Origin of the sequence: Vibrio xiamenensis, assembly GCF_900100015.1 — a bacterium.
Classification (GTDB): Bacteria; Pseudomonadota; Gammaproteobacteria; order Enterobacterales; family Vibrionaceae; genus Vibrio; species Vibrio xiamenensis.
In genome coordinates, this window is sequence record NZ_FNDD01000001.1 from 156,502 (window position 1) to 177,832 (window position 21,331).

At 45.4% G+C, this 21,331-nt stretch carries 17 protein-coding genes; 11 read left to right on the forward strand and 6 right to left on the reverse strand.

All coding sequences use genetic code 11. The annotated features are described in order from the left end of the window. Positions 1-2: 2 nt before the first annotated feature. From BLS03_RS00720 to BLS03_RS00735, 4 genes are read left to right on the forward strand one after another with little or no spacing between them, the layout of a single operon-like run. On the forward strand, positions 3-1,475 hold the full coding sequence (locus BLS03_RS00720; RefSeq protein ID WP_093268301.1) for a TadA family conjugal transfer-associated ATPase: 1,473 nt from the start codon (positions 3-5) through the stop codon (positions 1,473-1,475). 11 nt (positions 1,476-1,486) lie between these two features. Beyond that, entirely contained in the window at positions 1,487-2,455 is a 969-nt protein-coding gene (locus tag BLS03_RS00725) for a type II secretion system F family protein (protein WP_093268304.1), read from the forward strand. 1 nt (position 2,456) lies between these two features. Further along, positions 2,457-3,404 (forward strand): type II secretion system F family protein, encoded by a 948-nt coding sequence (locus tag BLS03_RS00730; protein WP_093268306.1) that lies wholly within the window; start codon positions 2,457-2,459, stop codon positions 3,402-3,404. Between the two features lie 10 nt (positions 3,405-3,414). Then, positions 3,415-4,422 (forward strand): tetratricopeptide repeat protein, encoded by a 1,008-nt coding sequence (locus BLS03_RS00735; RefSeq protein WP_093268309.1) that lies wholly within the window; start codon positions 3,415-3,417, stop codon positions 4,420-4,422. Positions 4,423-4,482: 60 nt separating this feature from the next. Here the strand turns inward: BLS03_RS00735 and chrA are convergent, their stop codons facing one another. Then, positions 4,483-5,619 carry a chromate efflux transporter gene (gene chrA / locus BLS03_RS00740; RefSeq protein ID WP_093268311.1) on the reverse strand — a complete coding sequence of 379 codons (1,137 nt, stop codon included), beginning with the start codon at positions 5,617-5,619 and terminating at the stop codon, positions 4,483-4,485. 105 nt (positions 5,620-5,724) lie between these two features. Here chrA and BLS03_RS00745 point away from each other — a divergent pair, with 105 nt between their 5' ends. After that, positions 5,725-6,639: a LysR family transcriptional regulator gene (locus tag BLS03_RS00745; protein ID WP_093268314.1), complete on the forward strand. Its 915-nt coding sequence runs from the start codon at positions 5,725-5,727 to the stop codon at positions 6,637-6,639. Between the two features lie 13 nt (positions 6,640-6,652). On the opposite strand, the gene BLS03_RS00750 is transcribed toward BLS03_RS00745, so the two are convergent. The 3 genes from BLS03_RS00750 to BLS03_RS00760 form a co-directional block, all read right to left on the reverse strand. Further along, entirely contained in the window at positions 6,653-7,213 is a 561-nt protein-coding gene (locus BLS03_RS00750) for a gamma-glutamylcyclotransferase family protein (RefSeq protein WP_093268316.1), read from the reverse strand. A gap of 140 nt (positions 7,214-7,353) precedes the next feature. Continuing rightward, positions 7,354-8,385, reverse strand: a complete 1,032-nt coding sequence (gene dapD / locus BLS03_RS00755; protein WP_093268319.1) for a 2,3,4,5-tetrahydropyridine-2,6-dicarboxylate N-succinyltransferase — start codon at positions 8,383-8,385, stop codon at positions 7,354-7,356. Positions 8,386-8,697: 312 nt separating this feature from the next. Continuing rightward, positions 8,698-9,312 (reverse strand): peroxiredoxin, encoded by a 615-nt coding sequence (locus BLS03_RS00760; RefSeq protein ID WP_093268321.1) that lies wholly within the window; start codon positions 9,310-9,312, stop codon positions 8,698-8,700. A gap of 200 nt (positions 9,313-9,512) precedes the next feature. Here BLS03_RS00760 and BLS03_RS00765 point away from each other — a divergent pair, with 200 nt between their 5' ends. The 5 genes from BLS03_RS00765 (at position 9,513) to BLS03_RS00785 (ending at position 17,056) form a co-directional block, all read left to right on the forward strand. Continuing rightward, entirely contained in the window at positions 9,513-10,418 is a 906-nt protein-coding gene (locus tag BLS03_RS00765; RefSeq protein ID WP_093268324.1) for a hydrogen peroxide-inducible genes activator, read from the forward strand. 601 nt (positions 10,419-11,019) lie between these two features. Continuing rightward, the gene (aceB, locus tag BLS03_RS00770; protein WP_093268326.1) at positions 11,020-12,663 is read left to right on the forward strand and encodes a malate synthase A; all 1,644 of its coding nucleotides are present in this window, start codon (positions 11,020-11,022) and stop codon (positions 12,661-12,663) included. Positions 12,664-12,827: 164 nt separating this feature from the next. Further along, complete coding sequence (gene aceA / locus BLS03_RS00775) at positions 12,828-14,138, forward strand: isocitrate lyase (protein ID WP_093268329.1); 1,311 nt, start codon at positions 12,828-12,830, stop codon at positions 14,136-14,138. A gap of 308 nt (positions 14,139-14,446) precedes the next feature. Further along, on the forward strand, positions 14,447-15,604 hold the full coding sequence (locus BLS03_RS00780) for an EAL domain-containing response regulator (protein WP_093268332.1): 1,158 nt from the start codon (positions 14,447-14,449) through the stop codon (positions 15,602-15,604). Positions 15,605-15,607: 3 nt separating this feature from the next. Beyond that, positions 15,608-17,056, forward strand: coding sequence for a sensor domain-containing diguanylate cyclase (locus BLS03_RS00785; RefSeq protein WP_093268334.1), 1,449 nt, complete (start codon positions 15,608-15,610; stop codon positions 17,054-17,056). Positions 17,057-17,237: 181 nt separating this feature from the next. On the opposite strand, the gene BLS03_RS00790 is transcribed toward BLS03_RS00785, so the two are convergent. Both BLS03_RS00790 and BLS03_RS00795 read right to left on the reverse strand, forming a co-directional pair. Continuing rightward, positions 17,238-19,181 (reverse strand): methyl-accepting chemotaxis protein, encoded by a 1,944-nt coding sequence (locus BLS03_RS00790; RefSeq protein ID WP_176765493.1) that lies wholly within the window; start codon positions 19,179-19,181, stop codon positions 17,238-17,240. A 256-nt stretch (positions 19,182-19,437) separates the two neighbouring features. Further along, positions 19,438-19,887, reverse strand: a complete 450-nt coding sequence (locus BLS03_RS00795; RefSeq protein WP_093268339.1) for a CBS domain-containing protein — start codon at positions 19,885-19,887, stop codon at positions 19,438-19,440. A gap of 273 nt (positions 19,888-20,160) precedes the next feature. Here BLS03_RS00795 and queA point away from each other — a divergent pair, with 273 nt between their 5' ends. After that, positions 20,161-21,213: a tRNA preQ1(34) S-adenosylmethionine ribosyltransferase-isomerase QueA gene (queA, locus tag BLS03_RS00800; protein ID WP_093268342.1), complete on the forward strand. Its 1,053-nt coding sequence runs from the start codon at positions 20,161-20,163 to the stop codon at positions 21,211-21,213. Positions 21,214-21,331: the final 118 nt, after the last annotated feature.

Here is a 21,331-nt window from a genome sequence, read left to right on the forward strand (position 1 = left end):
TCATGCTATTTAAACGAAAAAATATCAATCCTGAATTGCAGGAAAAGGTTGATGAAGCGACTCAAAGAGAGCAAAAAGTTGCTGTCAGTGATGTTGAGAGTCATCCGGCTAGAGATCCTCAGGCGGATATCCAAGCTGTCCAGCAACGTAAGCGAATGGAATCTGATGCGAAAGAAAAAGCGGTTGATGAAGCGAGGAAACAACTCGAGCAGGAACTTGCGACTAAACACTATTACCATCAGCGCTTGCTTGAAACCTTGGATTTAGGGCTTTTAGCGAGTTTAGAGAAAGATCGCGCTAAGAAAGATCTTCACGATGCGATAGTCCAGTTGATGGCCGAAGATCAAGCTCATGCGCTAAGTGCGGAAGGTCGCCGCCGAGTGATCCAACAAATCGAAGACGAAGTATTTGGCCTTGGTCCACTTGAGCCGTTACTTCACGATCCTACCGTGTCCGATATTCTGGTGAATGGTCCTAAAAGCGTTTACGTTGAACGCCGAGGAAAATTAGAACGAACACCTTACACTTTTTTAGATGGTCGCCATCTTAGAAATATTATTGATCGTATTGTTAGCCAGGTTGGCCGTCGTATTGATGAAGCGTCACCCATGGTTGATGCTCGCTTGGCTGACGGTTCTCGTGTGAATGCGATCATTCCACCTTTAGCGCTTGATGGCGCATCGGTGTCGATACGTCGCTTTGCTGTCGACAAGCTCACCATGGAAAATCTATTGGGCTACAACTCCTTGTCTCCTCAGATGGCGCAATTTGTAGAAGCCGCGGTAAAAGGTGAGCTCAATATTCTTATTGCTGGTGGTACCGGTTCTGGAAAAACCACCACGCTAAATATTTTCTCCGGTTTTATTCCGTCCGATGATCGCATTATTACCATCGAAGATTCCGCGGAGCTTCAGCTTCAGCAACCCCATGTTGTTCGCTTGGAAACGCGCCCTGCAAACTTAGAAGGAAAAGGGGAAATCACTCAGCGCGATTTGGTTAAAAACTCACTGCGTATGCGCCCTGACAGAATTGTGCTGGGGGAGGTTCGTGGTAGTGAAGCGGTGGATATGTTAGCGGCAATGAATACCGGCCATGATGGTTCGTTGGCAACCATTCACGCTAATACGCCACGTGATGCGCTGAGCCGTGTCGAGAATATGTTCGCAATGGCTGGTTGGAATATGTCGACCAAAAACCTGAGAGCGCAAATAGCCTCTGCGATTCATCTTGTGGTTCAGATGGATCGCCAAGAAGATGGTAAGCGCCGTATGGTCAGCATTTCCGAGATTAACGGCATGGAAGGAGAGATCATTACCATGTCAGAAATTTTTCGCTTTCAACGTCAAGGGATGGATGAAGACGGCAATGTTATTGGCTATTACACGGCGACGGGCGTTATTCCTGCCTGTCATGACCAATTGAGTAAGCGCGGGATGCACTTGCCCTTCGATATTTTTAACGAAACCTACCAGTAAGGAGATTCGTTATGCCGCAAGATGCCACACTGTTTTTTGTACTGCTATTTTTTGCGGTGGTGTTTATTTCACAAGCGCTGATTTTACCTGCCGCGGGGAGCAAGGCGAAACATAAACAGTTGTCTGAACGACTAAAAGAGACGCAAACCAATTTAGATGAAGAAGCTCGCTCCCTTCTTAATGAGCATTACCTGAAAAGTCTTTCTCCAATGGATAGGCGTTTGGTGAAAATTAAATGGTTTTCATCATTGAAAAAAACCATTGAACTGTCTGGGCTCGATTGGACATTGTCGCAAATGCTCACGCTGACTTTAATCATCAGTTCTTCAGTGGCGGTGATATTAATTATTTTAGGGCAGCCTTTCTATTTGCCGATTATCGCATTCGTGTGTATTTGGGTTTCAGTCCATTTCTGGCTTCAGCAACGTATTTCTGGTCGTTTAGCTCAATTTGAAGAGCAGCTTCCCGACGCGCTAGATATTATGCGCCGTATGTTGCAAGCCGGTCAGCCGATTACTCAGGCTTTTAAGGAAGTCGGGGATGAAATGCCAGACCCAATAGGTGTTGAATTCAAAAATACCTTTAACTTGCTTAATTACGGTTATGACATGCGTTTAGCGATCATGCAGATGGCGGAACGTACGCCGACGGTGGCGATGCTGGCGTTCTCGAGTGCAGTATTATTGCAAAAAGAAACCGGCGGTAATCTTTCCGAAAACCTGGAAAAAGTGTCTCGAATTCTTCGCTCACGATTTAAATTGCAGCGCAAGATTAAGTCGATTTCCGCCGAAAGTCGCTTGTCGGCTTGGATTCTTGTTCTTTCTCCATTTGTGCTGTTTTTCTTTATCTGGATGACGAATGAAAAATACGCGGCAAATTTATATACCGATCCACGTGGCCCCAATTTAGTCGCCGGCGGCATAGTTTCTTTATTTATTGGGTCGCTTTGGATTCGAAAAATTATCAATTTCGAGGTGTGATATGGACATATTGCTAAATTGGCTAGACAGCTTGCAACTCGACGGTCGAATGGTGTTCTTGGGGATGATCCTTATTTCAAGCACTCTCATGTTGTTAGCCGTTGTGCTATTAGTGTTTGGACGTCGTTCGCCACTTAAAGTGAAATTAGAGCAAATCAAAACTAGCCAAGAACCAGCTCAAATCAGGAAATCTAAGCGCTTAGATCATACGCTAGAATCGTTAGCGCCGGTGATGACGCCGAAAAATGTTAAAGAGCGGGAAAGTATTCGTCATCAATTAATGCATGCGGGATATCATGATGCGAGTGCGTTGACGACATTTTATGCCCTGAAAGGTTGTTCATTGGCGTTAGGTGTGGCGATTGGTGCGACCGTCTATTTCTTAAACCCATCGATTGAGGGAAAAATCCCGCTATTGATTGTGGGGGCGATTGCCGCTGGACTATTCCTACCTAATATCCTACTGCGTAAAATCATCGCGAAACGTCAATCTCGTATTCGAGGTGGGGTGCCAGATGCGCTCGATTTGCTTGTCGTTTGTACCGAATCAGGGCTTGGTTTTAGTGCCGCACTGCGCCGCGTTGCGGATGAGCTGACCATTTCTCATCCTGACTTTGCGGATGAACTCGATACTGTGTGCGCCAAAATCAAAGCCGGCATTGATATGTCGGATGCGTTTGATGATTTGATCAAAAGGACAGGTGTGGTTGAGATTAAAGGACTCGTGAGTATGCTCGCCCACGCATCGCGAATTGGTGGGAGCTTGTCACAAACACTTCGCGAATATACCGAAGATTTTCGTGATAAACGTAATCAAGAAGTAGAAGAAATAGCCGCCAAAATTCCGACCAAAATGATTTTTCCTTTGCTGATTTTTATTTGGCCATGCTTCTTTATCGTTGCCATTGGACCCGCCATGCTGAGCCTTTCTGCAACGCTCGGAAAATAAGGAATTTGCTATGCATCATTATCTTAAAACCGTTCTGTTTTGTGGAATGATTGGACTAGGCGGGTGTTCGAGTTCAGAGCCCGTGCAAAACACTTTTGATGCCAGTCTATATGAAGGGCGACCGATTGATACTCTGTCTAGTGATGTGCCTCCTCTCAATGAAACCGAAGCGATTTCACGAGGTGATGTTGCGCTTCGAAATAATAATTATGATCTGGCACTGTATGAATACATACGTTCTCTTTCATTTCCGACCGCGCGCTTTCAAGATAAGTCTCTGTATAACATCGGCCGTATTCACCAATCGCGGGGTAATATCGCCCTTGCTGAAAAAGCTTATTTATTGGCGTTGGATTACAACCCCAACAACATCCAGGTATTAACGCAACTAGGTGTGGAATACAGCAAGGCCGGTAACACTCAGCAAGGTCGAGAATATATGTTACGTGCTGTTAATGCCGATCAAGTGAGGTTGAACAGTAAAATTAGGTTGCAAGCCAGTGATTCACAGAACAAAGAGCAGGTATTGGCGTTATTGGTTGATAATCAATCACCAGCAGAAGCGTTAATGGCGCTTGGAGTATTAGAGGATGTGGCGACTCAACACGATGTTGCTCAAGCATGGTATAGCAAGGCTTTGATGGTCGATGGTGACTCCGTCAAGACATTGATGAATTTGGGCTATTCCTACTACATGTCCGGGGATTACACCACCGCTCAGCGTTTCACTTTGGCAGCATTAGACAAATCACCAGACAACAGTAAAGCCTTAAACAATTTGGCTCTGATTTATTTAGCCAAAGGTGAAGTAAGACGTGGTCTAGGCGTATTCAAAAAGCAGATGGATACTCCAGAGGCACTCAATAATGTCGGTTATATATTGATGATTCAGGGAAAACCGGATCAAGCGATTCCCTATTTGCAGCAAGCGATCAATATGAAGCCAAGCTACTATAAAGTGGCCAATGAGAATTTGGAACGCGCGCTGGCACTCGTCAAAGAAGAGCCGGGGCAGTAAGTGACCAGATAAACGCATAAAAACAGGGGAGCATAGCTCCCCTGTTTTCATTCAATGTTGTCACAGTAATACCAAACCAGAGACTAAGTAAAACGTCACCAAGGCTAAGATCGGTAACTTGAGGTGTTTGAGTAAATACCAACCTATCACTATTAGCGCCATGTCTAGAGGGGTAGAGACAGCACTAACAAATATCGGCTGATAAAGCGCTGCGATTAACAGCCCAACCACGGCGGCGTTGACCCCTTGTAGTGCTCCCGAGACTTTGTTGTGCTGAGCCAGTGACGCCCAATCTTTCAGCACCACTAACAACAGTAAAAATCCCGGCAGAAAAACCGCTACAGTTGCGGTTAAGGCGCCTAGTAATGGCGATTGAGAGGATAACTGGTAGCCCAAAAATGTCGCTAGGCTAAACATGGGGCCAGGCACAGCCTGCGCTGCTGAATAGCCAGTAATGAACGCATCGCCGCTTAATTGTTCACCTAATGTATTTTGCAGTAGTGGCAGCACGACATGTCCGCCACCAAACACCAAACTGCCTGTCTGGTAGAAATCATTGAATATTTGCGCGGCAACGAAATGGGGCGCGAAAATGACCGGAAGGATAAGTAACAGAATAAATATCACTAAGGCGAAATAGTTAGGCTTAAAGCGCAATTTGGCTTGAGGTTCCTTGGACGCGATAAACTGAATTCCGGTTATCGCTGCGCCGATTAATACCGTTATTTGCATCGTCATAGATGGGAAGATAAGCAGTAAGACCGCACTGATAACACATAACATGATGGTGATATTGGAACGGCAAAAATTTTTATACATGCCAAGCGCGGCATCAGCAACCACGACCACCGCAAGCAGTTTGAGTCCGTGAACCAATTTGTCGAATAGTGGAGCATCGATAAAATGATGACTCAATGCGGCCAACACTAGCATTAAGATCACCGAAGGAAGGGTAAAGCCTAAAAAAGCACTGACTGCACCAACTAATCCACCGCGATGATAACCGATCGCAAACCCCACCTGACTAGACCCAGGTCCAGGTAGAAATTGACTTAATGCGACAAAATCCGCGTACTCTTTTTCGCTGAGCCATTGTTTGTTTTCAACAAAATAGTGGCGAAAGTAACCAATGTGCGCAGCGGGTCCACCAAAACTGACCCAGCCCAAAGCAAAGAAAATCTTAAAGATGGAAAACATGATTAGGTTATCGTATGGAATAAAGTGGCAGGAATACTCTATGCAATGATTATCTATTATTCAAATTAATAGTATTAATACTAAGTATGAATAAGGTAGGTCAGCATGAATGCATTTAACTGGAAAAACGTCGACCTCAATTTGCTGGTCGCATTTCAAGCCTTATATCGTACTCGTAGTGTCAGTATGGCGGCTCAAGCATGCAGTGTCAGTCAATCTGCGATGAGTCATACGCTGCAAAGAATGCGCGGATTATTTGGCGACCCTCTGTTTGAACGGGTTGGTGCGCGTATGGAGCCGACTCAGCGCGCGCAAGAAATGGCGGGTTGGGTGGATAGCATTCTTGCCACAGTGAGAACCGAACTTCTCTCCAAAAGAGCATTCTCTGCCGAGCTGTACGATGGTGTATGGCGAATTGGGTTAACCGATTATGCCGAGCAACTGTTTGCTCCTGAACTTTATGACCAGATAAAGCGCTCATCTCCGGAGTCGCAAATCAGTTTTTATCACGTAAATCGCAGTAATTATGTTGAACTGACCGAGAACGAACAGCTGGATGTGTTGATTGGCAGCATAAAGGTGCCGAACGTCCGTTTTCAATACGACAAGCTTTATACCGAGCAGCATTTGAGTTTGTTCGACCCGCAACAGTTGCCTTTCACGACTTCCATTACCTTAAAGCAGTTTGTCAGTGTCGAGCACGCGGTGGTGAGCCCGGATGGCGCGCTGCAGACTCAACTTGATGATAGCTTGGAAGCATTAGGGGCAATTCGGCGAGTCAGCGTGGTCTCGCGTAATTTCCTCACGATTTGGCGTTTGATTAAAGGCAGAAAACTGATTTGTACTCTGCCGAAACGTTTTGCCCGTCATCCTGAATTTACCCAGGGGTTAAAAGCGCTGCCGACCCCAGTGATGATCGAAGATTTCGATATTCAGATGTTTTACCTCAAGTCACAACGCCAAGATTTGCGCAACATTTGGATTCGAGACTTGATACATAAGGTCATTGCGCCGAACTAGCCGCTAGGAATCCTCAGGCCTTGATGAAGGCGAGCAGGTTATCGACTTGATGTTGATGACTTGATTCAACCCCGGCAAAATTGCCATATTTTGGCGCGTGGCGATCATTTTCGCGCGGAAAATGCCAGCCGATGGTTTGCTCAACAAATTGACGGGCAAATTGCTCGGAAACTTCAAGGCAACCGGAAAGAACCGTATCGACGTAAGTTTGCATGATCGGGGCTAAACTGCATGGTGGCTCCGGGGCATCTTTGACGTAGACCCAGACACAATCTTGTTCATCAAGAGGAGTTTGGCAGTCGATATGTTCAAGCGCGACTTCAATGCGGTGATAGCCGCGTTCGCGATAATCAAAATCGGCCAGCGCAGAATCATCAATCGCGAGCAACACTCCGTTGACTTCGCCATCACCTTGGGTGACAACCAGTGGTGAAAGGGTATAAGAGTCGTCGATTTTACTCCAATAGCGTACTAAGCCTTTTACATTGGCGGGAATCGCTGCTGCCGTTTGGCCTGTAAGTTGTCTAGATGCAGAATTCATTAGGCTTCCATAGCCAAAGATGTAAGTCGTCATTGGGTTCTCCCTACCTGTTTCATCTCAAACTAATCGCTTTTGACACAAAAGAAAAGTGCAGCGTTATAACCTTTCATCTATCGCTAGAACCAAAAAGCCTCAACCGAAGTTGAGGCTTTAATGGCTATGCGTAGAGCGTATTAGTTGTTGCTGTGCAATTCACTGTTAAGCTCAACCGCCGTTTTGTTCGCTAGGCATTCAATTTGACCAGTTACCGAGTTGCGGCGGAACAGTAGGTCAGAAACACCGGCAAGATCGCGGGCTTTGATGATTTCAACTTCGTTGCCATCAGAATCCAGCATGCGAACCTTAGTACCTGCCGTCACATATAAGCCTGATTCAACCGTGCAGCGGTCACCAAGTGGGAAGCCAAGACCAGCATTTGCACCAAGTAGTGAGTTTTCACCGATAGAGATAACGACTTTACCGCCGCCAGATAGCGTACCCATGATCGACGCACCGCCACCGATATCTGAACCATCACCGACCATCACGCCCGCTGAAATACGACCTTCAACCATGCTGACGCCAGTGGTGCCGGCGTTAAAGTTGATAAAGCCTTCGTGCATAACTGTTGTGCCTTCACCTACGTGAGCACCAAGACGCACGCGAGACGTGTCGGCGATACGCACGCCAGTTGGCACCACGTAGTCAACCATTTTAGGGAATTTGTCCACGCAATCGACACTCAGTGCACGGCCAGCAAGACGAGCTTCGATTTGACGATCGGCCAGTTCTGGTAGATCGATTGGGCCTTCGTTGGTCCATGCGATGTTGTGCAGTAGACCAAAGATGCCATCAAGTACCGTACCGTGAGGTTTAACGAGGCGGTTAGAAATCAGTTGTAACTTCAGAAAGCCTTCCGCAACAGATTGAGGTTGCTCGTCATTTTCAAGAATCACAAGGACTAGCGGCTGCGCCGAATTGGCGGCCTTAGCAGCGAATGATGCGCTTGCTGGTTGTTGATGAGCGGCAAAAACTTCGCTTAGTGCGGCGCTTTGCGCGGCTTGCACTTCAATAGCTTGGTTACCTTGTTGGTAATCAACCACTTCAGCAAGCGCTTTTACCAACTCATCGCTTGGATTGAGGATTGGGGTTGGGAAAAACGCTTCGATGATTTTGCCATCACGGTTTTTAGTTGCGCTACCAAAGGCCAAAGAAAAGTAAGCCATATTCTATCTCCATTTAAATTGGGCATGAGCCGCCGCGCGGCGGATATTCTTTATGTTGAGAGCCATCATAATGACAGGGTGTTTGAGATAAAAGAGCAAATGAGCAGAAAGTCTGTAAGACGATATGTTTTGTCTTTTAAGAGATATATTTTTCTATTCAGAAATACAGAAATAACGCACCATCGAGCCAATAAAAAAGCCCAAGACCGCAGTCTTGGGCTTTGAATACTTTACTTTCAACTGATTGGCGATGCGTTTATACGCTTTATGTTATATCCAACCATTCACCTGTTGAGCGAGGTGGAAAGTGGTTTATTTTTTCGCTAGGTCAGCTGAGTGCTCAGATAGGAATGCAGCAACGCCGTCTGGAGACGCTTTCATACCTGCTTTACCTTCTTCCCATTGCGCTGGACACACTTCACCGTGAGTTTGGTGGAAGTTTAGTGCGTCAACCATGCGTAGCATTTCGTCGATGTTACGACCAAGAGGGCCATCGTTGATCACTTGGTGACGAACAACACCTTCTTCGTCAATTAGGAACGAACCACGTAGCGCGATGCCAGGGCCGTTTGGATCAACAACGTCGTATGCTTTAACGATGTCGTGAGTAGTATCTGCAACCAATGGGTATTTAACTTGACCGATACCGCCGTTTTCGATTGCAGTGTTACGCCATGCATTGTGAGAGAAAACTGAGTCGATAGAAATACCGATTACTTCAGCACCTTTCGCTTGGAAGTCAGCTAGACGCTCATCAAAGGCAATGATTTCTGATGGGCAAACGAATGTGAAGTCTAGTGGGTAGAAAAATACAACGGCTTTCTTACCTTTAGTAAACTCTTTTAGGTTGAAGTTATCGACGATTTCACCGTTACCTAGAACTGCTCCAGAAGTGAAATCAGGGGCTTGACGACCTACTAGTACCATTTTTTATTGCTCCTAAATCAATAGTAATTAGTCAGGCTCCAATCCAAAATTGAGCCCGGTCCGTGTTGATACGAGACAAACTATATTACAGGCGTTAGTATAGAAAAAAGCGAAATAAATAGATTAACTTAATCGAATAAAGCGATGAGTGAATTTTGTTCGGTGCGAGTTATAAAACCCTAAGAAATGAATGGAATATTATGAATAAGTGGCCTAGTTTGAAGCAGTTACACTACTTAGTTACCTTGCACGAAACCCGCCACTTTAATGAAGCAGCCGCTCGCTGTTATGTGAGTCAGTCCACATTAAGTAAAGGTATTCAGACCTTAGAAGCGCTGATTGGCTGTCCTCTTTATGAGAAAAAAGATAAGAAAAGTCCTCTGGTATTTACTTTAACCGGCGAAAAAGTCGTTCAGCAAGGTAGGCATCTTCTGGCGATGGGGCAAGATCTGGTTGAACTGGGTCGCACCTGCCAGGCTAATCAAATGGAAGGGCAGTTAAAAGTCGGGTGTATACCAACCATCGCTCCCTTTCTGCTTTGCGATTTGGTTCAAGAGGTCAATATTCGTTTTCCAGCACTGCATTTATTGCTGCGTGAAGACACCACGACCAATCTACTGAGTGCGCTACGTCATGGCGAACTCGATGTGTTGATTCTGGCGCTACCGGTGGATATCGATGGCATGGAAAGCTGCATTGTGGGGCGTGATCCATTTAAAATGGTGATCAGTCGTCATCAAGCTGATGGTATTCGTGTCCCCATCAAATACGATGATCTGCCCGATGAGTCGGTATTTCTGCTCGAACGTGAACACTGCTTGACTGAACATGCCGTCTCGGCTTGTGAATTAACTGGTAAAGAAAAAATCAACCCGTTTACCGCGACCAGTTTACATACCTTAGTTCAAATGGTGGCGAATGGTCTCGGTACGACTTTTATTCCGCAAATGGCGATTGAGCACGGCTTACTTGATAACCAGAATTTGCTGGTGGTAGAGCCGCCAGGGCAAAAAGCCTATCGCAATATTGGCTTGGTTTGGCGACCAAGTTCCTCACGTTTAAACACCTTCCAACAGCTTGCAGATTTGGTTGCCGAACTGTTGTGAAGCCTGCTTATGACTACTGACTAGTGAATTATTCTAATTTTTAGCAATTTCTCTGCTGTTGTATAGATAATTACACTGTTGGTGTTTTTTGACTTGTAAAATTTTACACAACATATTTGGGTGAAGCTTTCATTAAATAGTAAAACTTCACAATGTTAATTTTACAATCGAAGCGAATAGCCTGCGCATTAAGTGTGGGCTTTTTTATTTTTATCTTATTGATGTATATAAACTTTGATTGGCAAGGGAACGATGTTGATCTGGTTTTTATTATTTCGACATTGCAAATTTTACTGTAATTAAATTACGTAAATACTTACATCTTAAGGTTGAGGGTTAAGTGTAATTTTACTGCCGAATAAAACTTTGAATTTAGTGTTATTGCGGTTTTTCTATTTCGAATTTAATTTCGCTGGTATATGTTATTTAAAGGCTTTTTGATAATTACTTAATTGAACTGCCAATAATAATATCTGCGAAATTTAATTAATAGAGAGGCTAGGGCCAACACATATTTTAAAGTTGTTATGTGGTTTTATAGTTACAAATGTAACTTTGATGCTCTAAACCTTCTCCGAGATACCGTCAAGGAAGAAGAGTTATGCTTGCACCACTCAATGAAACTGTTACGCCAATTCGACGCAACTCACCCAGTGATGCTGTAGAATTGCTACACATTACCCATCCGATGAGCACGGCTCAAAGTGCCATTTTTCCTCTCGCAGCACAGCGCTTTTTAGCCAAATTATGCGAACAATTTTCCCCTGCATTGGATGCATTGCTTGGTGCTCGAGAAGGTCAGCAGCAACGCATCGACAGCGGTCAGCTTCCGGATTTTCTCCCTCACACTCGCGAGATTCGTGAGGGCAGTTGGAAGATTCTCGGTATTCCTGACGACCTGCTTGATCGAAGAGTAGAAATTACTGGCCCAACGGATCGCAAAATGGTGATTAATGCGCTGAATGCTAACGTGAAAGTCTTTATGGCGGACTTTGAAGATTCGATGTCGCCGGGCTGGAATCAAGTGCTGGACGGGCAAATCAACCTTCGTGATGCGGTGAATGGTGATATCGAGTATACCAATCCTGAAAATGGCAAAGTCTACCGCTTGAATCCCGATCCTGCGGTGCTTATTTGCCGAGTTCGCGGCTTGCACCTTAAAGAGAAACATGTGACGTTTGCCAAGCAAGCCATTCCCGGTTCGCTGTTTGATTTTGCGTTGTACTTTTTCAATAACTACGACGCCTTGCTAAAGAAAGGCAGCGGTCCATATTTTTACCTACCCAAATTGCAATCACACCGTGAGGCTCAGTGGTGGAGCGACGTGTTTCACTTTACTGAAGACTATTTTGGCCTCGATACCGGAACCATCAAAGCCACGGTATTGATTGAAACTCTGCCTGCTGTGTTTGAAATGGATGAAATTCTATTTGCACTTAAAGAGCACATTGTTGGGCTCAATTGCGGGCGCTGGGATTACATTTTCAGTTATATCAAAACGTTGAAAAAACATCCTGATCGCGTGTTGCCTGATCGCCAGATTGTGACCATGGATAAGCCGTTTCTTAGCGCTTATTCTCGGCTGCTTATCAAAACCTGTCATCGCCGCGGTGCATTTGCGATGGGGGGCATGGCGGCGTTTATTCCAGCTAAAGATCCTGAGCAAAATCAGCAAGTGCTCGACAAAATTCATCACGACAAACTGCTTGAAGCGACTAACGGCCACGATGGAACTTGGGTTGCTCACCCTGGGCTTGCTGATACAGCCAAAGCGGTATTTGACCAAGTATTAGGGGCGCGAACTCATCAGTTGGATGTCAGTCGTCAGCAGGATGAGCCGATATCAGCTGCGCAACTGCTCGAACCCTGCGGCGGCGCAAGAACCGAACAAGGCATGCGTCATAACATTCGCGTCGCGCTGCAATACATCGAAGCCTGGATTGGTGGCAATGGCTGTGTACCGATCTACGGTTTGATGGAAGATGCCGCAACCGCAGAGATCTCTCGCGCTTCCATCTGGCAATGGATTCAACATTGTAAAACGCTAGATAACGGCGCGGTCGTCACTAAAGCACTATTTCAGCAGTATTTAGATGAAGAAATTCAAGTGGTGAAGCAAGAGTTGGGCGCGGCACGATTTAACGCAGGACGCTTTGATCAAGCGGCCAAGCTGATGAGCGAACTGACCACAAGCGACCAATTATGCGATTTTCTTACGATTCCAGGTTATGACTACCTTGTATAGCACAGAAGAAAGCCCTGTAGCAGACCAACAATTTTAACTTATCAATATCGATTACTTAATCCATATACATCCATTAATAACGTGAACGTTTGCTAGGCGGAGAGGGAAGTACTGCCTATCAAAGGAAGAAACTGCGCACGCGCACATAATAAGAGGGATTGACCATGACCTTAACTCGCCGTCAACAAATTGAAGCTTTAGAGAAAGATTGGGCGACCAATCCACGCTGGAAAAACGTCAAGCGCACCTATGGCGCTGAAGAAGTCGTTGAGCTGCGTGGCTCGATGATTCCAGCCAATACCATCGCCCAAAAAGGCGCTGACAAGCTTTGGAGCTTAGTCAACGGCCAGGCCAAAAAAGGCTACGTCAACTGTTTGGGCGCTTTAACCGGCGGGCAAGCGGTGCAGCAAGCCAAAGCGGGGATTGAAGCTATTTACCTTTCGGGATGGCAAGTCGCGGCCGACAACAATACTGCCTCCACTATGTATCCGGATCAGTCGTTGTACCCGGTTGATTCGGTGCCTTCGGTGGTCAAACGTATTAACAACGCCTTTCGTCGCGCTGACCAGATTCAGTGGGCTGCGGGAGTGACTCCGCAAGATGAAAATGGCATCGATTATTTTCTACCGATTGTCGCCGATGCGGAAGCCGGATTTGGCGGTGTACTCAACGCCTATGAGCTGATGAAATCGATGATTGAATCGGGCGCGGCTGGGGTACATTTTGAAGACCAACTGGCCTCGGTGAAAAAGTGTGGCCATATGGGTGGCAAGGTGTTGGTGCCAACCCAAGAAGCGGTACAAAAACTGATTGCCGCGCGTTTAGCCGCAGATGTGGCCGGTACCACAACCCTAGTGATTGCACGTACTGATGCCAATGCTGCAGACTTGCTAACGTCTGATTGCGATCCGTACGATAAAGACTTTATTGTTGGCGAACGTACCGCAGAAGGTTTCTATCGTGTACGCGCAGGGATAGATCAAGCCATCGCCCGCGGACTTGCTTATGCACCGTATGCGGATTTGGTGTGGTGTGAAACGGCAAAACCGTGCTTGGAAGAAGCGCGTAAATTTGCCGAGGCAATTCATGCCGAGTATCCAGAGCAACTGCTCGCGTATAACTGCTCGCCATCCTTTAACTGGGAAAAAAACCTCGATGCCGACACCATCGCTAAGTTCCAACAAGAGCTTGCAGATATGGGTTATAAATACCAATTCATCACTCTGGCGGGCATTCACAACATGTGGTTCAACATGTTTGAACTTGCCCACGCTTATGCACAAGGTGAGGGGATGCGTCACTATGTTGAAAAAGTTCAGCGCCCAGAATTTGCCGCTGCCGAAAAAGGTTACACCTTTGTCGCTCACCAACAAGAGGTGGGAACGGGGTATTTCGACAAAATGACCAATACCATTCAAGGTGGGCAGTCATCGGTGACTGCATTAACCGGTTCCACCGAAGAAGAGCAATTTTGATAACCAATTAAATTGTCAAAAAACGTAACCAAATAAAGCGGCGTAAGCCGCTTTATTTTATTAGATCGACAATATTTTATTAAATGAGTAGGGGCTTATCTCTCAACACGTAAGAAAAGTCTAATATAGGCTAAAGGTTTGTCTAAGAAGTCATCAAGCTTATTTTTCTCAAGATATTATAAATTGGTCACCACGGTTTTATTTGACTTTAATTTTAGAGTTATTACTCTACATGTCGAATTTATCCGTACATAATTAGAGCTTACTCCAATTGATTTTAATGACCGCAAACAACAATACAGAAGCTGATGCAAAATTTAACTATTATGATTGTCGACGATCATCAACTGCAACTAGCAGCGATGGGCGTCCAATTAAAACATCTTGGTATTACCAACCTGATTAGTTGTATGAGTGGCAAGGACGCGGTGGAAGCAATTAATAATCGACATGTCGATATTATTTTTTGTGATTTAATCATGCCAGATATGGATGGTGTGGAATTAATAAAAAATTTATCTAAATATCAATATAAAGGCGTACTGGTTATTTTAAGTGGCGCTGATGAGAATTTAATTTCAACAGTGAAGCACATGAGTTTAAAGCTTGGTTTTTCTCATGTTTATGAAATAAAAAAGCCAGCCAGTCATGAGAGTATTCAAAAGATACTCGATGATAAGTCTATCTACGAAAAAATATTAAATAGCGATAAACAGAAACATGTCACGCTAGATGATTTTAAATTCGCACTGAAAAACGGTGAGATAAAAAATCACTATCAGCCGCAAATTGATTATGCCACCAATCAGATGAGTGGTGTGGAAGCGCTTGCTCGTTGGATTCACCCTAAGCTTGGCATTTTGTATCCCAATGCTTTTCTTCCTATGATGCTTGAAGCTGAGCTCGAGTATGAACTGTATCGCGTGGTGCTGCGTAATGCGCTTTACGATCTGTCGAAAGGTTTAATTAGCTGCAAGGTGTCAATCAACGTCACGCAAAAAGAGCTAGAGCAACAAGGGTTTACCGATGAACTGCTGCAACTGTGCCGTGAGTTTGGCGTTGAACCGAAAATGTTGACCATTGAGCTCACTGAAACCGGTATTTATACCGACTCGGTCGAGCTAGTGACCAATATATCGCGTTTAAGGATCAATGGGGTTGGTCTTGCAATTGATGATTTTGGTACCGGCAATTCCTCTTATTTGAAGCTGTCTCAGTTGCCGTTTACCGAAATTAAGATTGATCGACGCTTTGTATCGAACTGTTATCAAAACGAAAAGAAGAAATCGATTATTAAATCGATGTGTACGTTATCAAAAAGTATGGATGTTAAGTTGGTTTCTGAAGGGGTCGAAGATAGCGATACATGGGCATTAATGCAGAGCTATGGCGTTGATGTTTGCCAAGGATACTTCACAGGTAAACCTGTGTCGGTTGAGGTTTTAAATCAAATTGAGTTGGATTGATTGATGTTTTTATCTAAAAATCGCTGCAACTTGAGCACCTTTTACAAGGTGTCCAAAGTGGTATTGAAATCGTTATTTTTAAGCATGTTTCTTTACTACGTTTACAGCACGTCTTCGACAGAACGCAGTATTTCGATGTTATCGAGAGATTTTGACTCGCTCACACGGGTTATTGAACTCAATAAGCAAAAAATATTGATGATGGCGATGCTTGCTGAATCCGAGACGGAACTGCCAGTGATGACGGTGCATGAAAATGTGTCGAGTTACGATGTGTTTACTTATACCGATAACGACGGGTACGTCGCGTCTCACAGCGATAATATCATTGCTGATTTAATGAAGATATCGCAAAAATACATTCCATCCCTGTTTTCATCCGATGAAGTGTTTATGTACTATCGCTCGTATTTGGGCGGCAGTATTATTTCTGGCGAGGATCTGCCTAACTTTCCGGCTTCCTCGAATATCCTATCTAAAGAGCGCTGCTTATTACATGAGTCGTGCTCTATTTATTCAAAAGACTATCAACTGAGAGATCGACTGATCATTTCGCCGATTTATGACGATCTGTACACCGGAAGACCGACAATTTCGATTGTCAGTCCGGTGTACAACGAAGGCAAAATCATTGGCGATTTTGTGGTTGACGTTCATCTGCCTGACAGTTTGGTGGCAAGCAAAAGCATGCTGACTTACCGCTCTGGCAGTTACAAAAACAACGTATTAGAAGATATTAACTACCCATTTAAAAATTTTGCTTACTCTAAAGAGTATGTGGCAGATAACCGAAGTAAATTCATTTTAAGGCTCTCTTTTATTCGTGTATTTCTGCATAACTGTTGGCTGTTTGGGGTCATTTTCTTACTTATTAGCTTAATTGTTTGGAAATGGGAAGAATCCAAACTGCGCCACTTAAAACTTCAGCAAGCGATGATTGCGGCCAATCGCGATGAATTAACATCGCTGTATAATCGTAAGATCTTCAAAGATGAAGCGTTTCTCAATGAGGTGGCAGAAAAAGGCGCGAGCGTCATTGTGATTGATGGCAATCGCCTTAAAGAGATCAATGATACTCACGGCCATGCGGTGGGAGATTTGGCGATTCAACATATTGCCAATGGCATGAAAAAGACCTTCCGCAGTTCCGATTTCTTGATTCGCAGTGGTGGGGATGAATTTGTGGTGGTTTTGCCAGGCTGCCAACTGCAACGCGCAAATGTTTTGGCTGAAAACTTGAAGAACCTGATCGCCGATAATGTGATTCACCCTTATCAAGTCAGCGTTAGTATCAGCACCGGGGTGGTTGAAAAGCGCGATTCAGAAAGCATTAAGTCAGCGTTACTTAGAGCAGACGAGCAGCTCTATGAAGAAAAAGGTCAGCGTAAAGGCGAGGGCGGTGCGGGATTTAAATCAGTACGAGTGCATGGAACACTTGATGCGAACTCTTAATCAATATCATCGTTCACGCTTTGAGTTCATGGGTCTACTGAGTTTAAGGTGGTTTTAGGCAGTTTAATGTTGCACCAACTGAGTTAAATCGGGTTTACTCGTTATAGCAAAGGCAGCCAATTGGCTGCCTTTTTGTCGTTTGAATCATGCCTAGCACCCAAGAGCCAAGGCATGATTTAGATTAGCTCACTTTAAAGAAGCTCACTTGTTCTGCCAATGTGGTCGACATTCTGGCTAACTCTTGTGAGGCTTGATTGCTGTCGGTAATCATCGCCACGGTTTGGTCAACGTTATCTCGAACGGTTGTGATGCTTTCGCTGATCATCTCGGCAGTGGAACTTTGCTCTTCGGTCGCGGTGGCAATTTGAGTATTGAGATTGTTGGTTTTCGATACGCTGTCATTAATGGTGGCGAATGCGGTGCGCGCCGAATCGGATTGCTCGACAGTTTGCTGCAAAATAATTTGGCTGGCGTCGATCGATTCCACAACTTGAATGGTGTTGGTTTGCAGCGTGGTAATTTGCCCTGCAATCTGCTCGACCGCTTTTTGGGTTTGCTGCGCCAGTTGGCGTACTTCATCAGCAACCACGGCAAAGCCACGTCCTTGCTCACCAGCGCGCGCGGCTTCAATGGCGGCATTGAGCGCCAGTAAGTTGGTTTGCTCGGCAATTTTTTGAATCACATTCATCACTTCGCTGACTTGTTCGGTGCCGGTACGCAAGGTTGAAATCTCAGAGCTTAAGTCGCCCATTTGAGTGGCCAGTGCGCTGATTTTCTCCATGGCGTTTTGCATCACATCGTTGCCTTGCGCAGCATCTTGAGTGGCAGATTCGGTTTCCAGAGAGGCGGTATTGGCACCTTGCGCCACTTCGCTGATAGCGGCAGACATTTCATTCATGGCGGTGGCCACTTGGTCTGTCTCTTGCTGTTGATTCATCGCGCCGCGCAGCACTTCGTTATTAATTGAAGAAAGCTCTTCAGAAGCCGAAGCGAGCAGGTCGCTGCACTGGGCAATTTCCTGAATGGTGGCCGAGAACTTTAACTCCATTTGCGCTAAGGAGCTCTGCATCTGTGCGACTTCATCCTTGCCATGAATATCGAGGTTTTGTTGGGTCAACTCACCACGTGCCATGCTTTCAATTTTATCTTTGGCTTGCGACAGCGGCGTGGTGATGTTCTTGGTAATAAAGTGGCACAGTAGCAAAATGACTGGCAGCGATACGGCCCAGGCAATCAGTACTGTTAGCAGTGCGCTGTCGGCAATTGAAGCCACCTGCGCCTCTAGGCGATGTTGGGTTGTAAATGAATCGGCTTTAATACTCTGCAACTGATCGGTAATCGAGGTGCCAAGCCCGGCTAAGTCTGAATTCCAGATAACATTGCGCGCCGCAATCGTGCTGTGAATTCCATCGACTACGCCAACCAGCGTTTTCACATATTCCGTAAGCTGATTGAGATTGCGTTTAAAGCTCCAGTCTTGGTTACTGGAATTGCTGAGATGTCGAGTGAGCGTTTGGACATTGACCTGAAAATCTTGATAGTTTTTTTCTGAATTTTGCACCAAGTACAGGGTTGCTTCTTGTATCGTGTTGTTAAACAGGGCTCGAACTTTCACGACATAATCGATGTGTTGCTGAGTGCTGTCTTCGACGATATCCGCCAAGCTTTGAATGGTGTTGTCGATGTTATTCGTTAATTGATTTTGCTGGTCAACCAATCGGTTACGTTCAATCATTAAGGAGTGAACTTCAGCCAGTTTATTTTTATAAGACGTAATATCTTGATCGACTCGAGTAAAGATGGCTTTAAGCGAAGGGTTTTGACTTGAGTCGATAAGGTCGACCAGACGTTGATGTGTCTCATCTAAAGAGGTTTGCGAGATATCGTAATCGCTCTCAAGTGATGTGGAGCGAAAGGTCAGTGCTTGAATGCGAGAGTTGAGTAAGCTCTCTTGAATGTCTGAAGCACTCAACGCGTCAAGATTGACGGCTTGAAAGTGCTCAAAGTTGCGCTGAATCGATTGGATACCAAACCAAGCGATCGCGGAAATGGTCAAAGTGGAAAGAGTCGCCACGAAGATGATCAGGTAGATCTTATACGAGACTTTGGGAATTCTGTTTAACATAGCACGATAGCCATCCATCAAGGTTGAAAAATGAGTGTTTGAATATGGGCTGGAATTTTATCGTGTTCGGCTTGAGTGACCAAAAAGATGGGTTTTTGTTTGTGATTTAAGATTTTGATTTTAAAGGTTTTATTTGTGTAGGTATTGAGGGCGCGTAATTAACGGCGCATCTGAGTATACCTTCAGAGATATCCGATAGGGGAATGGCAATTAACTGACAAGCAATTGCACGGGCTGCACCACGGCAGCCGCGTGATTAGAAATCTAACGTATCCTCTTCAGGTTCCACTTCTTCTTGTAATTCCAATAAGTTAATCGCAATGGCGACAAAATCGCTGTCAGTAATGATGCCGACTAATTCGCCGTTCTCGACCACCGGCAAGCAGCCGATTTTATGTTTTTGCATATACACGGCGCTCTCTTTGAGCCCCGCTTGCGGTGTGACCGTCATCAGTTTGCTGCGCATTACTTCACCAAGCGGCGTGCTCAACGTGTAGGACTGGCTTTGTGGCAGTTTGTGTAAGCTCGATTCTTGCGCAGCCAACACATCACGATGGGTCACAATTCCGAGCAGTTTTCTATCGGCATCAATAATGGGGATATGACGAATTTCCAAGTCGTGCATTTTGTGCTTGGCGTCTTCTAAAGTATGAGAGCGTAATAACGTGTGTGGATTACGGGTCATCATGTCTTCGACTTTGATCATGGCAGACTCCTACGTGCTTCTTTGTTTTTCTTTAATATAGCCGTGAAGTGGGAGTAAGAATGGGACTTGGTTCTTTTTTGCTGCCAATTAGGCAGTGAAAATCCGCCTTGATTGAGGTGGGTCAATTTTCCATTTGGCTGACAATAAATCTGCAGTGGATTCTTGCTATTGTAAGCGGCACGCCTATACTAGTCGGCTGCGAAAAAGTATCGCTCAACCTTGTCTGGCGCTTTTGTCAGACCCACTTATCGTAACCAAACAAGATTAATAACAATGCAAGTTTCAGATTTCCACTTTGAACTCCCTGATGAGCTGATTGCTCGTTACCCTCAACCTGAACGTACTGCGAGCCGTTTACTGCAATTGAATGGCAATAGCGGCCAACTGGTCGACGGGACGTTTAAAGATGTGTTGGACCAAGTTCAGCCTGGCGATTTGATGGTATTTAACAACACTCGCGTGATTCCTGCGCGCTTGTTTGGTCGTAAAGCGTCTGGCGGTAAGTTGGAAGTGTTGGTTGAACGCATGCTTGATGAGCACTCAATTCTTGCTCACGTGCGCTGCTCTAAATCGCCAAAACCGGGTTCGATGATTCTGATTGGCGAAAATGACGAATATCAGGCCGAAATGGTCGCGCGCCACGATGCGCTGTTTGAGCTGCGTTTTAGCAGCGATAAACCGGTGCTCGACATTCTTAATCATGTTGGCCACATGCCTTTGCCGCCATACATCGACCGCCCTGATGAAGATGCCGATAAAGAGCGCTATCAAACGGTTTATAACCAAAAGCCAGGCGCAGTTGCGGCGCCAACCGCAGGGCTGCATTTTGATGATGCATTGCTTGAACAAATTAAAGCCAAAGGTGTCGAATTTGCGTACGTGACCCTGCACGTTGGTGCTGGTACGTTCCAACCGGTTCGCGTTGAGAATATCAACGATCACCACATGCATGCGGAATATGTGGAAGTACCACAAGAAGTAGTGGATGCGATTAACGCCACCAAAGCGCGCGGCGGACGCATTATTGCTGTTGGTACCACGTCGGTTCGTTCGCTAGAGAGCGCGGCGCAAAACGCGCTGAAAAATGGGACGGAACTGGTGCCATTTTTTGATGACACAGAAATTTTCATCTACCCGGGTTATGAGTACCAGCTGGTTGATTGCTTGATCACCAACTTTCACTTGCCAGAATCAACACTGATAATGCTAGTGAGTGCGTTTGCAGGTTACGATCACACCATGGCGGCGTACCATCACGCGGTAGAGCAGAAGTATCGCTTCTTTAGTTACGGCGATGCGATGTTTATTACTAAGCGCACTAACTAGGCGCATTAGCTAAGCGTTTTACTGGATCAAATTATTACGAGTGCTAGCAGTAGGCTAGGGAGAGGCATTGCCTTTCTTCGCAAGGAGTATGCGACCGCTCTCCATCGAGCCATTGGCC

Excerpts from the sequence above, each read along its gene's own strand:
- BLS03_RS00720 (WP_093268301.1), top strand. The coding sequence starts at position 3 with ATGCTATTTAAACGAAAAAATATCAATCCTGAATTGCAGGAAAAGGTT.
- BLS03_RS00725 (WP_093268304.1), top strand. The coding sequence starts at position 1,487 with ATGCCGCAAGATGCCACACTGTTTTTTGTACTGCTATTTTTTGCGGTG.
- BLS03_RS00730 (WP_093268306.1), top strand. The coding sequence starts at position 2,457 with ATGGACATATTGCTAAATTGGCTAGACAGCTTGCAACTCGACGGTCGA.
- BLS03_RS00735 (WP_093268309.1), top strand. The coding sequence starts at position 3,415 with ATGCATCATTATCTTAAAACCGTTCTGTTTTGTGGAATGATTGGACTA.
- chrA (WP_093268311.1), bottom strand. The coding sequence starts at position 5,619 with ATGTTTTCCATCTTTAAGATTTTCTTTGCTTTGGGCTGGGTCAGTTTT.
- BLS03_RS00745 (WP_093268314.1), top strand. The coding sequence starts at position 5,725 with ATGAATGCATTTAACTGGAAAAACGTCGACCTCAATTTGCTGGTCGCA.
- BLS03_RS00750 (WP_093268316.1), bottom strand. The coding sequence starts at position 7,213 with ATGACGACTTACATCTTTGGCTATGGAAGCCTAATGAATTCTGCATCT.
- dapD (WP_093268319.1), bottom strand. The coding sequence starts at position 8,385 with ATGGCTTACTTTTCTTTGGCCTTTGGTAGCGCAACTAAAAACCGTGAT.
- BLS03_RS00760 (WP_093268321.1), bottom strand. The coding sequence starts at position 9,312 with ATGGTACTAGTAGGTCGTCAAGCCCCTGATTTCACTTCTGGAGCAGTT.
- BLS03_RS00765 (WP_093268324.1), top strand. The coding sequence starts at position 9,513 with ATGAATAAGTGGCCTAGTTTGAAGCAGTTACACTACTTAGTTACCTTG.
- aceB (WP_093268326.1), top strand. The coding sequence starts at position 11,020 with ATGCTTGCACCACTCAATGAAACTGTTACGCCAATTCGACGCAACTCA.
- aceA (WP_093268329.1), top strand. The coding sequence starts at position 12,828 with ATGACCTTAACTCGCCGTCAACAAATTGAAGCTTTAGAGAAAGATTGG.
- BLS03_RS00780 (WP_093268332.1), top strand. The coding sequence starts at position 14,447 with ATGCAAAATTTAACTATTATGATTGTCGACGATCATCAACTGCAACTA.
- BLS03_RS00785 (WP_093268334.1), top strand. The coding sequence starts at position 15,608 with ATGTTTTTATCTAAAAATCGCTGCAACTTGAGCACCTTTTACAAGGTG.
- BLS03_RS00790 (WP_176765493.1), bottom strand. The coding sequence starts at position 19,181 with ATGTTAAACAGAATTCCCAAAGTCTCGTATAAGATCTACCTGATCATC.
- BLS03_RS00795 (WP_093268339.1), bottom strand. The coding sequence starts at position 19,887 with ATGATCAAAGTCGAAGACATGATGACCCGTAATCCACACACGTTATTA.
- queA (WP_093268342.1), top strand. The coding sequence starts at position 20,161 with ATGCAAGTTTCAGATTTCCACTTTGAACTCCCTGATGAGCTGATTGCT.